This window comes from Bartonella sp. AU16XJBT, assembly GCF_028618665.1.
GTDB lineage: Bacteria > Pseudomonadota > Alphaproteobacteria > Rhizobiales > Rhizobiaceae > Bartonella.
Genome location: NZ_JAQITF010000002.1, coordinates 43,350 through 55,785, shown reverse-complemented (window position 1 = coordinate 55,785; position 12,436 = coordinate 43,350). Strand labels below are relative to the sequence as shown.

Annotated in this window: 8 protein-coding genes and 1 tRNA gene; 1 reads left to right on the top strand and 8 read right to left on the bottom strand. The window is 37.5% G+C overall.

Annotated elements, in window-relative coordinates:
* Positions 1–905 precede the first annotated feature (905 nt).
* The 5 genes from PVV66_RS01390 to PVV66_RS01370 form a co-directional block, all read right to left on the bottom strand.
* The gene (locus PVV66_RS01390) at positions 906–1,337 is read right to left on the bottom strand and encodes a DUF2155 domain-containing protein (RefSeq protein ID WP_273718575.1); all 432 of its coding nucleotides are present in this window, start codon (positions 1,335–1,337) and stop codon (positions 906–908) included.
* Between the two features lie 85 nt (positions 1,338–1,422).
* On the bottom strand, positions 1,423–1,821 hold the full coding sequence (locus PVV66_RS01385) for an NADH:ubiquinone oxidoreductase subunit NDUFA12 (RefSeq protein ID WP_273718574.1): 399 nt from the start codon (positions 1,819–1,821) through the stop codon (positions 1,423–1,425).
* A gap of 180 nt (positions 1,822–2,001) precedes the next feature.
* Positions 2,002–3,501 carry an Asp-tRNA(Asn)/Glu-tRNA(Gln) amidotransferase subunit GatB gene (gene gatB / locus PVV66_RS01380; protein WP_273718573.1) on the bottom strand — a complete coding sequence of 500 codons (1,500 nt, stop codon included), beginning with the start codon at positions 3,499–3,501 and terminating at the stop codon, positions 2,002–2,004.
* A 126-nt stretch (positions 3,502–3,627) separates the two neighbouring features.
* Positions 3,628–5,055 (bottom strand): trigger factor, encoded by a 1,428-nt coding sequence (gene tig, locus PVV66_RS01375; RefSeq protein WP_273718571.1) that lies wholly within the window; start codon positions 5,053–5,055, stop codon positions 3,628–3,630.
* Between the two features lie 134 nt (positions 5,056–5,189).
* A tRNA-Leu gene (locus PVV66_RS01370) sits at positions 5,190–5,272 on the bottom strand.
* Between the two features lie 167 nt (positions 5,273–5,439).
* Here PVV66_RS01370 and trmFO point away from each other — a divergent pair.
* Positions 5,440–6,852: a methylenetetrahydrofolate--tRNA-(uracil(54)-C(5))-methyltransferase (FADH(2)-oxidizing) TrmFO gene (gene trmFO / locus PVV66_RS01365; protein WP_273718570.1), complete on the top strand. Its 1,413-nt coding sequence runs from the start codon at positions 5,440–5,442 to the stop codon at positions 6,850–6,852.
* 1,134 nt (positions 6,853–7,986) lie between these two features.
* On the opposite strand, the gene PVV66_RS01360 is transcribed toward trmFO, so the two are convergent.
* The 3 genes from PVV66_RS01360 to clpX form a co-directional block, all read right to left on the bottom strand.
* Positions 7,987–8,265: an HU family DNA-binding protein gene (locus tag PVV66_RS01360; protein WP_012231443.1), complete on the bottom strand. Its 279-nt coding sequence runs from the start codon at positions 8,263–8,265 to the stop codon at positions 7,987–7,989.
* A 229-nt stretch (positions 8,266–8,494) separates the two neighbouring features.
* Positions 8,495–10,921 carry an endopeptidase La gene (gene lon, locus PVV66_RS01355; protein ID WP_273718567.1) on the bottom strand — a complete coding sequence of 809 codons (2,427 nt, stop codon included), beginning with the start codon at positions 10,919–10,921 and terminating at the stop codon, positions 8,495–8,497.
* Between the two features lie 184 nt (positions 10,922–11,105).
* Entirely contained in the window at positions 11,106–12,380 is a 1,275-nt protein-coding gene (gene clpX, locus PVV66_RS01350) for an ATP-dependent Clp protease ATP-binding subunit ClpX (protein WP_273718565.1), read from the bottom strand.
* Between the last annotated feature and the right edge of the window lie 56 nt (positions 12,381–12,436).

The window sequence follows — 12,436 nt, the reverse complement described above, 5'->3', positions numbered from 1 at the left end:
TACATAAATATTGCTTTTGCCAGAAATGTACCAATTTTTGCATTTTTTAATCAACCTATACTTCAATTGAAACTTTAAATAATCTTAAACTTCAATTGTTCCAACAACAGCGCTTGAATTACTTCTACTTTTTGAATAAAAAAGAAATCTCCATGAGAAGAAAGGCTCACCCAACACAGTTGTTTTCTCTCGATATAATCATTGGTGTTTCATAAATTACGCAATTGAATCAATCAAAACCATTCGCTTGCACATTACAAGCGGGAAGAGTCGTGTTGATAAAAACTGTACAAGAGAGGAATAAAAATATCTCTTATGAAGAGTCTTCAAGTGCCAAGGACTATCCGGTAATATTGGGCGCTGGCAGAGTGTGTGATGGTGTCTACTTGCTCCTTTACATGCGTAAAGGGAGAGAATACTCAATGGATTTATCGTTATAACATTCATGGGTTCTGTTGCAAAACGGATGTGACGAGCCTTAAGAGAAGAGGTCTCTTTAAAACAAGCCCGTAAATATGTAATACAATGACGTTCTGTTTTTCATGAGAGATGCAACCTATTCAATGCAAAAGAGTCAATTCATCTCTTGAACAAATATAAACAAACCTTTCATTTCTACCTCTAACAGATATAACTCAAGAATTTTTTCTATGGAACACTCAAAAAAATACGTTGATTTGCATAGTGAATCCTTGGATTTAAACGTTTCATAAGAGAAACTTTCATTCCTTTCTTAAACAGTAGTATTCACACGTCCACCGCTTGTAACAAATAAGGCAATAATTTTGATCGTTTCAATATAAGAAAGTTTGAAATGAGAAAATCATAGAAATGCGAACCTCTCATTCAAATTGTAAAATGATAAATCATCATTATAAATCAATGTATTATAAATAGATAACACACTATTCCTGAAGAGGTATATTTTGGGAATTTTGCTTGCAATCTTTTAACCACACATCATAAATAGGATGTTCAACAGCGTTCAAACCAGGACTATCTGCAAACATCCATCCTGTAAAAATACGCCGTATTTTTTTATCTAATGTTACTTCGTTGACTTCCACAAAACCTGTTGTACGCGTTGGTTCATCTTTAGAGCTCGTATAACAAGCACGGGGTGTTACCTGTAATGCACCGTACTGATAAATTTCACCAAGAGAAACTTCAAAACGTGTCGTCCGCCCCGTAATTTTATCAAGACCTGCAAAAACTGCAATTCCATTGCTAATACGCTCAGCCCGCCCCCCACTATTTAAGAATAAAAATACTAAAATTCCTATTAAAAAAATATGTATAAAATGCCTTAACCTTAACAATAAAAAAAAACTCACCATATCAAAACCAATCGCACCTTAAAAATAACTTTTGTCATAACGTAGAGCCAAACAAAACAAAAATACACGCGCCCATTAAAACATTTTATTTTTTAGGTGACCACGCATCATAATCTTCATGCACACAAGGACGCTCATCATTGTAAGGAATAGCCCCCTTTGGCCGATAAGCCTCACTTGTTCCTGTCATATTTGCGACATGAGGTTTTTCCCATTCATAGGGATGATAATCTTCTTGGGTTGGTGGACACTCAAAGCGATGATGAATCCAGCCGTGCCAACCTGGTGGAATAGTAGAGGCTTCAGAATAGTCTTTATAAATAACCCAACGACGCGGATAACCATCCTTATGAAGTCCCCCTTCATAATATATATTCCCAAATTGATCTTCCCCTATCCGCTTACCTTTGCGCCATGTAAAAAAACGCGTACCAATGGTATTACCACCCCACCACGTAAAGATTTGCTTAAAAAAACGAGCCATTTTCTATTCCATTTCTTCAGCATACTCATGAAATCAATCGCTGGAATAAACTTGCTAATGCTTGAAATTACCGAAAAAGTTACTGGTAATTCAGCCGCAACTTCAATTGATAGGATAACTCTCCATCCCTTAATTTCAAGAAGATATCATATTTATAGATTCTTCTCCACCCCATAAAATTTAATCTATGCCAAGTTTCATCTTAACCAACTCATTAACAGTTTGAGGATTTGCCTTACCCCCAGTTGCTTTCATTACTTGTCCAACAAACCAACCAGCTAAAGCAGGTTTTTGCTTTGCCTGCACAACTTTATCATAATTATTGGCAACGATCTCATCAACTGCTCTTTCAATAGCCTTTGTATCTGTTACCTGCTTCATATTGCGCTCTTCTACAATTTGGCGTGGATCTCCCCCCTCATTCCAAACAATCTCAAAAAGATCTTTGGCAATTTTTCCAGAAATTGTTCCCTCTTTTATAAGATCAATAATGCTTCCCAACTGATTTGGCGATACTGGTGATTCTTCAATTTCACGATTATCTTTATTTAAAGCCCCTAAAAGATCATTAATCACCCAATTGGCAACTATTTTTCCATCACGCCCATACGCTACTTCTTCAAAATAATCAGCAATAGCTTTTTCTGTCACAAGAATGGAAGCATCATACACCGTCAATCCCATTTCCTTAATAAAACGTGCTTTTATCGCGTCAGGTAATTCTGGTAAATCCGCTGCCAAAGCATCCACAAATGCTTGATTAAATTCTAATGGTAAAAGATCAGGATCAGGGAAATAACGATAGTCATGCGCTTCTTCCTTTGAGCGCATAGAGCGGGTTTCACCTTTAGTTGCATCAAAAAGCCGAGTTTCTTGCTCTATGATGCCGCCATCTTCTAAAATTGCGATCTGACGACGCGCTTCATACTCAATCGCTTGACCAATAAAACGAATAGAATTAACATTTTTTATTTCACAACGCGTTCCAAAATCTTCACCAGGACGACGAACAGATACATTAACATCCGCACGCATAGAACCTTCATCCATATTGCCATCGCAAGTCCCTAAATAACGGACAATCGTACGTAATTTTGTCATATAAGCTTTGGCTTCATCTGATGAGCGCATATCAGGTTTGGAAACAATTTCCATAAGAGCAACACCAGAGCGATTAAGATCCACGAAAGACATCGTTGGATGTTGATCATGCATCGATTTCCCAGCATCCTGTTCAAGATGTAATCTCTCAATTCCTACTTCGATATCCTCGAACTGGCCATTCGAATCTGGACCAACAGATATGATAATCTTCCCCTCTCCTACAATGGGATAGCGAAACTGAGAAATCTGATACCCCTGCGGTAAATCTGGATAAAAATAATTTTTACGATCAAAAACAGATTTTAAATTAATACGCGCTTTTAATCCCAAACCTGTTCGAACAGCTTGACGAACACATTCTTCATTCAAAACTGGCAACATCCCTGGCATAGCCGCATCAATAAGTGATACATGATTGTTCGGCTCTGCACCAAATTTGGTTGATGCTCCTGAAAAAAGTTTCGAATTTGATATGATTTGCGCATGAACCTCCATGCCAATGATGACTTCCCAATCACCTGTAACGCCAGAAATAAAACGCTTAGAATCAGGAATACGCGTATCAATGATGCTCATTGCCAATCCACTACCAATATTTTAAAATCTATCCCATGGTTTATCTAAAACCGTTCACAGTGCAAGCTCAAAATACAATCTCACAACAAGTCCGATTTTATCGGGCTTGTTATGTTTGCATAAATATTAAGCTTTTTTAGGAGCCTTTTTCTTAGCTGATGTTTTTTCTGCAGACTTTTCTTTCACAGTAGATTTTTTCTTTGCCGGCTTTTCTTCAGGGAGATCTAATTCATCATATTCTTTCATCAACTCTTCAATCGTCACTTCTTTATCTGTGACTTTTATCTGAGCTAACAAATGATCAATAACCTTTTCTTCAAAAATCGGAGCACGTAGATTTTCAACAGCTTCCGGAGTCTTCCGGAAAAAGTCCATAATCTCTTTTTCTTGTCCAGGATACTGACGAACTTGCTCAAAAACAGCCGCTTTTAGTTCATCTTCATTAACTTTAACACCAACCTTCATTCCAATTTCAGAAAGTACCAAACCAAGACGAACACGACGTTGTGCAAGGATACGATACTCCTCCCGTGCCTTTTCTTCTGTAATACCCTCATCCTCAAAACTACGTCCAGCCTTTTTCAAATCATCATTAACCTGAGCCCATATATTATTGAACTCAATTTCTAAAAGTCCTTCAGGAATCTCAAAATCATAATCAGCATCTAAAGCATCAAGAATTTGACGCTTAACTTTTTGACGTGTCATTGAACCGTATTGGCTTTCTATCTGCCCACGAACAACCTCACGCAAACGATCTAGAGATTCTAAACCAACTTTTTTCGCCGCTTCATCATCAATTTTTAATTCATCTGGCTTAAAGACAGCTTTGATAGTAATGTCAAACTCTGCTTCCCGTCCTGCCAAATGTGCCGCACTGTAATTATCAGGAAATTTAACAGAAATTGTTTTTGTATCCCCAGCTTTCACACCAACCAATTGCTCTTCAAAACCAGGAATAAATTGTTTGGATCCAAGAATTAGTTGTGCATCATTATCTGCCCCACCTTCAAATGGAACCCCCTCAAGCTTACCCAGATAGTCTATGGTAATACGATCACCTTCTTCAGAAGATCCCTCTTTTAGGGAATAATTACGCGTAGAAGAAAGGACACGATTGACTTGCTCATCAATATCCTTTTCAGGGATAGCTGCAATTTCACGAATAACCTCAATATGTTCAAAGTCCTTAATTTCAATTTTTGGTAAGACTTCATACTTTAAACTAAAAGTAAAATCGGCTTTTCCATCTAAAATTTTTTCATCTTCATCGATATCAATTTTCGGCTGCATCGCTGGACGTTCATTACGGTCCGCTAAAATAGAACGTGGCGCATCACTGAGTATCTCATTGAGAATCTCTGCCATAAAAGATTTACCATACATTTTTCGCAAATACCCACCCGGCACCTTACCAGGACGAAAACCATTAAGTCTGATCTTACCCTTGGTATCATCCAATCGTTCATTCAATTTTTCTTCTAAATCTTTCGCTGGAACCACGATCTTAATTTCGCGCTTCAGTCCTTCATTAAGCGTCTCGGTAACCTGCATTAAACACCTTCATTTTTCTAAGGAGAGGGATAAACCCACTCTAATCATCATTACATTCTAACACTTCAAGTGTTACATTACCATGAAGCGGAATTCCAGACACGTAGAAATCCGTAGCACTTAAGGGATTGCTTTGGTGCGGATGGAGGGACTCGAACCCCCACGGTCTCCCGCCAGAACCTAAATCTGGTGCGTCTACCAATTTCGCCACATCCGCTCAAACTTAGTAAGCTAATAACCTTATACAAGCGGCGTTTCTATACCATTAATTATAGAAAAAAAGCAAACAAATATATTAAAAAAACTCAATACACCTCATTCTTACAAAGAACAAAAACAAAATCTATGCTTTTCATACACGGCGGCTTACGCTAAAAGTCGATTATGTTAAAGATATTTGATACTCCAATTCATATTATCGGTGGCGGTCTTGCGGGGTGTGAAGCAAGCTGGCAAATCGCTCAATCAGGAATTCCTGTTATTTTGCATGAAATGCGCCCCCAAAAAAAATCAGACGCCCATAAAACCGGTAAATTGGCAGAACTGGTTTGTTCAAATTCATTCCGTTCTGATGATTCATCAACAAATGCCGTAGGACTTTTACATGCTGAAATGCGATTAGCAAAATCATTAATTATGGAAGCTGCTGATGCCAACCAAGTCCCTGCTGGGAGTGCCCTTGCTGTTGACCGTGATGGATTTTCAAAAACCGTGACATCAGCACTTGAAAGCCATTCACTCATAACGATCAAACGCGAAGAAGTTCAAGAAATTCCTAAAGATTGGAAACATGTTGTCATTGCAACGGGGCCCCTTACCTCACCAGCACTTGCTCAAGAATTAAAAGCAATAACCGGTATAAAAGCTCTTTCTTTTTTTGATGCTATTGCACCTATTATCCATACCGATAGTATTGATATGAATATTTGTTGGTATCAGTCTCGCTACGATAAAATTGGTCCTGCGGGAACAGGAAAAGACTATCTTAATTGTCCCCTCAACAAAGAACAATATGAAACATTCGTTGAAGCACTAAAAAATGCAGAGAAAACAGAGTTTCGCGACTTTGAAAAAACGCCCTATTTTGATGGATGCCTCCCTATCGAAATTATGGCTGAGCGCGGACTTGAAACTTTAAGACATGGGCCTATGAAACCTATGGGCTTAACCAATGCCCATAATCCCACCGTTAAACCCTATGCTGTCGTTCAATTACGCCAAGATAATAAACTCGGAACGCTTTACAATATGGTCGGCTTTCAAACAAAACTGAAATACGGTGAACAAGTCCGCATTTTTAGAATGATTCCTGGTCTTGAAAAAGCAGAATTTGCACGTCTTGGTGGTCTTCACCGCAATACCTATCTCAACTCTCCAATCATTCTTGATCAAACCCTTCGTTTAAAACAAAAAAAACAACTACGCTTTGCAGGACAAATTACCGGATGTGAAGGTTATGTAGAATCAGCAGCTATAGGGCTTCTTGCTGGACGTTTTGCCGCTGCAGAATATCATCACAACTGTCCTTGCCTCCCCCCACACACCACGGCATTCGGAGCTCTTTTGAATCACATTACGGGGGGACACATTATCGATGAAGAAGCAGAAAGGCAGTCTTTTCAGCCAATGAATATCAATTTTGGACTCTTTCCCCCTATTACTTCTATTAAACATTCAGGAAAACGCTTGCCAAGTAAAGAAAAAAAATTAGCAAAAAAACAAGCTATAACAGCGAGAGCTCTCAATGATTGTATTCAGTGGTTAACAAATAAAGAATCAAAGAACTCCTGTTTATAAAAAAAACACGCGATTCGTCACTCATCCCATCTACGAATAGATCTCTATGATTCTCATGAAAAAAATCATTCTAAAGCCTTGTTAAAACACTATCTCACTCAATAGACGCTGTTCTACACTTCATCATTTATTTAATAATGTAAAAGATATGAAATAATTACATCAGTATATTATAATAATAAATAGTTGAAAATAATACTTTATTTTTAATATTAATATTTTTCTACCCTATTTATTATTTGATAATAGTTTTTTTTAATTTTTACTTCCTTTGTTAATATTTATGAGCCCCTCTTATTTTAACTTTTGTGTGATGAAAAAAATTTTATGATGAATAAAAAATACTCGCTTGCATAGCGCAAGGGAAATAAAAATATTTAAGACAGAGTTGAATATATCTTTTCCAGCTCAAGTGCTAAAAAAAATCATAATACTGAAATTACAATGCAACTTTATAAATTTACAATGCATTGCTTCATAATAATAATTTATCTTTTTCTATAGTGATTGAGAAACCTAAGTATCGTATTTTTTTTGTTTCAGACTCTCTTATAGTCAATCAATAAAGACCATCTACTTAGTCAGTCAATTAGGCTGCGTCACACAAGCGAGGTTGGCTATTCTAAGTTAAGAGAACTACTAAAGAAAGGAATAAAAATGTCCCGTATGCACCCTCTCAAATGCCGAGAGCTAGTCGCAACATTATAGAAACTGAGAAAAATAGTATGATGGTGCCAATGTGCACCTCTATTAAGCGAAAAAATGGCGGTTTATGTAGGTTTTATACATTTCACAGAATGTTTTGTCTTATATCATTTACAGATACTGTTCTGAACAAACACTTTAGCTCTTTCACATATAAAAGTTAACGCCATATTTTATAAGCCACACAATGCTTCATTATTAAAGTGAAATATTTACTGAAAAGGCTAAAAATTATACATTCCAAGCCTATGGTATTTTATGCAATTTTTACAATCATTTTCAAAAACATTAGCAATTCATAAAATAAGAAAAATGGTACAAAGACCTCAAATTTCTATATGAAAAACATGTACAATATATCTGTTAAAAAAATATCTGTAAAAAAAACCCGCTTATAAATAAATCGGGTTTTTTTAAATGTTGTTTAAATTATTTTTTATTAACTGCTTCTTTAAGGCTTTTTCCTGCAGAAAATTTAGGTACAGAACGTGCTGGAATATCAATTTCAGCACCAGTTGAAGGATTACGCCCCTTTGTCGCAGCACGATGAGAAACTTCAAAAGAACCAAAACCTGGAAGACGAACATCGCCTCCTGAAGCCAAAGCTTCTGTTACAGAAGCCATAAAAGCGTCAACAACAGCACCAGCTTGCGCTTTCGAAACACCTGCCTTTTCAGCAACGGAACTAACCAATTCACTTTTATTCATGAGATATTTCCTTTCCCTATATTACACAACATGACCTAATCATGTTATTGGTTAGTTTATTGAAAAGTACAGCAAACAGAAGTCTTATTTTTATCCAAAACATTGTTTTTTTAGCAATAATCACAGTTATTCACGGAATTTTTCACTTTTTTTAACAAAAAAACAGAATAATAACCACAACAACACCTTCTGCCCCTTTAAAAATGCCGTTATAAACGAGATGAGTGAATCAGTGCGCAATCTGTATTCCTTCACTATCGCTACTCTCTGACCGGATAGGAACAGCCGCTGTAGAAGGTTCTTTCCACTCAATAGTGTCAGGGGAATGAACCAAAGCGTGTTTCAAAACTTCACTCACATGATTTACCGGAATAATTTCCATGTTATTTTTGACATCGTCAGGAATATCAACCAAATCTTTTGCGTTTTCTTCAGGAATAAGTACTTTTTTTATCCCTCCTCGAAGCGCAGCTAGGAGTTTTTCTTTTAATCCACCAATTGGTAAAACACGTCCACGTAAAGTAATTTCACCAGTCATTGCAATATCTTTATGCACAGCTATTCCTGTAAGGACCGAAACAATTGCTGTCACCATTGCAATCCCAGCAGATGGACCATCTTTCGGTGTCGCCCCTTCTGGAACATGAACATGGATATCGCGTTTTTCAAAAAGTGGAGGTTCAATACCAAAATCAACAGCACGAGAACGTACATAAGATGCTGCCGCAGAAATAGACTCTTTCATAATATCACGCAAATTTCCAGTTACAGTCATCTTGCCCTTTCCCGGCATCATCACGCCTTCAATAGTCAATAACTCTCCACCCACTTCTGTCCACGCAAGGCCTGTCACAACACCAATGTGATTTTCTCCTTCAATCTGATTATAGTGATAGCGTTTAACACCCAAGAAATCATTGAGATTATTTTCTATAACTTTTACAGATTTTTGATGCGTTTTGAGAATTTTTGTAACAGATTTACGGGCAATTTTCATGAGTTCACGCTCAAGATTACGAACACCTGCTTCACGTGTGTAAAACTGAATAATCGACCTTAGTGCTCCATCAGAAATGCTGAGTTCTTTTTTAGACAAACAGTGATCTTTGAGTGCCTTTGGTAAAAGATGCTGCTTAACAATTTCCATTTTTTCACATTCAGTATAACCAGCAATACGAATAATTTCCATTCGATCCATTAACGGACCTGGAATATTAAGCGTATTGGCAGTCGTGATAAACATGATATCAGAAAGATCATATTCAACTTCCAAATAATGGTCAATGAATGTACCATTTTGTTCAGGATCAAGAACTTCTAATAAAGCAGAGGAAGGATCTCCACGAAAATCTTGTCCCATTTTATCAATTTCATCAAGCAAGAAAAGCGGATTAGATTTTTTTGCTTTTTTCATAGACTGGATAATTTTTCCAGGCATCGAACCAATATATGTTCGGCGATGTCCGCGAATTTCTGCTTCATCCCGTACACCTCCCAACGAGATACGAACATATTCACGCCCCGTCGCCTTTGCAATAGAGCGCGCTAATGATGTTTTCCCAACACCAGGAGGACCTAACAAACAAATAATGGGACCTTTTATCTTTGACGCACGACTTTGTACGGCCAAATATTCAATAATTCTCTCCTTAACTTTTTCAAGACCGAAATGTTCATTATTCATGACCTTTTCAGCAAAATCTAAATTGTTTTTAATCTTAGATTTTTTACCCCAAGGCATTGCTAATAACCAATCAAGATAGTTACGCACAACCGTCGCTTCCGCAGACATAGGAGACATATTCCGTAATTTTCTCAATTCTGCTCCAGCTTTTTCCCGTGCTTCCTTGGAAAGTTTTGTATTCTTAATACGGTCTTCGAGTTCAGAGAGCTCATCGCGACTATCATCCCCTGCTCCTAACTCTTTTTGAATAGCCTTCATCTGCTCATTGAGATAATATTCCCGTTGGTTTTTTTCCATTTGCCGTTTAACGTGTGAACGAATACGTTTTTCAACCTGCAAAACAGAAATTTCTCCTTCCATGAAAGACAGAACACGCTCAAGACGGGCTCGTACAGGTAAGAGCTCTAATATTTCCTGTTTTTCTGCAAGTTTAATCATCAAATGAGAGGCAATCGTATCAGCAAGCTTAGAAGGATTATCAATCTGGCCAATCGCATTGACAACTTCAGGAGAGATTTTTTTATTAAGCTTTACATAGTTTTCAAAATAAGCAATCACCGACCTTGAAAGAGCTTCAATCTCAACATCACTCTCTCTAGGTTCTTCTGTAACAGTTGCAAAAGCCTGATGATAGCCTTCACTTAAAGAAAATTGACTAATTTTTGCACGCGCAGTCCCTTCAACCAAAACCTTTACAGTGCCATCAGGAAGTTTTAAAAGTTGAAGAATATTCGCAAATGTACCAATATGATAAATATCTTCTGATTTTGGATCATCATCAGAAGCATTTTTTTGTGTCACCAAGAGTATTTGCTTGTCAACCGTCATCGTTTCTTCAAGAGCACGAATCGATTTTTCGCGGCCCACAAAAAGTGGAACAATCATATGGGGGAAGACAACAATATCACGAAGAGGTAAAACAGCATAAACCCCATCTCTTACTTCATCTGTCTTTTCATCAATATATTGCATAACTCTCCTTTCTGGAGCCTATGAGCTATCTACAACACCAAGCCCACCCTTAAGAAAACCTCAGCTCTCCACAATACATGAAGTGGTAATTGGTAACATATAAATCAAGCATTATAACGATATTATTAGAAACACCCATTAAATACCGTTCATTACCACTTTTTATATCGTATATTGCACCACGTCATGCTGATACATTTTCTTTATCTTCTGCACGTTCTGAGTAAATATAAAGAGGACGCGCTTTCCCATCAACGACATCACTCGAAATAACCACTTTTTGAACGCCTTCAAGAGCTGGTAGTTCAAACATCGTCTCAAGAAGGATCTTCTCCATAATAGAACGTAAACCACGTGCGCCAGTTTTACGTTCAATTGCTTTCTTCGCGATAGCACGTAAAGCATCTTCATGAAATGCTAACTCAACATTTTCCATTTCAAAAAGACGCTGATATTGCTTTACCAATGCGTTTTTAGGTTGTGATAAAATTTGCACGAGGGCATTAATGTCTAAATCCTCTAAGGTAGCGACTATAGGAAGACGCCCAATAAATTCTGGTATTAAACCAAACTTTATAAGATCTTCAGGCTCTAAATCACGAAAAATTTCACCAACACAACGTTCATCAGGGGCCTTAACAGTCGCAGAAAAACCAATAGAAGTTTTTTCACCACGCCCTGAAATAATCCGCTCTAAACCTGCAAAAGCTCCCCCACAAATGAATAAAATATTTGTGGTATCAACCTGAAGAAACTCTTGTTGCGGATGTTTACGTCCACCTTGTGGAGGAACAGAAGCAATCGTTCCTTCCATAATTTTTAATAACGCTTGCTGAACCCCTTCCCCAGAAACATCTCTTGTAATAGAAGGATTGTCAGCTTTACGAGAAATCTTATCAACCTCATCAATATAAACAATACCACGCTGCGCACGTTCAACATTATAGTCCGCCGCTTGAAGAAGCTTTAAAATAATATTTTCAACATCTTCCCCCACATAACCTGCTTCAGTCAAAGTGGTCGCATCCGCCATCGTAAAAGGGACATCAATAATACGAGCTAATGTTTGTGCAAGATAAGTTTTACCGCAGCCCGTTGGACCAACAAGCAGAATATTTGATTTAGCCAACTCAATATCATTGCTTTTAGACTGATGCGCTAACCGTTTATAATGATTATGGACTGCAACAGAAAGAACACGCTTTGCATGCTGCTGACCAATAACATAATCATCAAGAACTTTTATAATTTCCTGTGGGGTCGGAACACCATCACGCACCTTAACCCCAGAAGACTTATTTTCTTCCCGAATAATATCCATGCAAAGCTCTACACATTCATCACAGATAAATACAGTAGGCCCCGCAATGAGCTTACGCACCTCATGCTGACTCTTGCCGCAGAACGAGCAATAGAGAGTATTTTTTGATTCGTTCCCGCTATTGCTAATTTTGCTCATTTTTCTTTCCTTTCACCACGATATATGAATACTTCGCTTTTTCAAAGGAAGCTTTT

What these genes read in the sequence shown, in the direction of transcription:
- PVV66_RS01390 (WP_273718575.1), bottom strand. Translation starts at nt 1,337, where the DNA reads ATGGTGAGTTTTTTTTTATTGTTAAGGTTAAGGCATTTTATACATATT.
- PVV66_RS01385 (WP_273718574.1), bottom strand. Translation starts at nt 1,821, where the DNA reads ATGGCTCGTTTTTTTAAGCAAATCTTTACGTGGTGGGGTGGTAATACC.
- gatB (WP_273718573.1), bottom strand. Translation starts at nt 3,501, where the DNA reads ATGAGCATCATTGATACGCGTATTCCTGATTCTAAGCGTTTTATTTCT.
- tig (WP_273718571.1), bottom strand. Translation starts at nt 5,055, where the DNA reads ATGCAGGTTACCGAGACGCTTAATGAAGGACTGAAGCGCGAAATTAAG.
- trmFO (WP_273718570.1), top strand. Translation starts at nt 5,440, where the DNA reads ATGTTAAAGATATTTGATACTCCAATTCATATTATCGGTGGCGGTCTT.
- PVV66_RS01360 (WP_012231443.1), bottom strand. Translation starts at nt 8,265, where the DNA reads ATGAATAAAAGTGAATTGGTTAGTTCCGTTGCTGAAAAGGCAGGTGTT.
- lon (WP_273718567.1), bottom strand. Translation starts at nt 10,921, where the DNA reads ATGCAATATATTGATGAAAAGACAGATGAAGTAAGAGATGGGGTTTAT.
- clpX (WP_273718565.1), bottom strand. Translation starts at nt 12,380, where the DNA reads ATGAGCAAAATTAGCAATAGCGGGAACGAATCAAAAAATACTCTCTAT.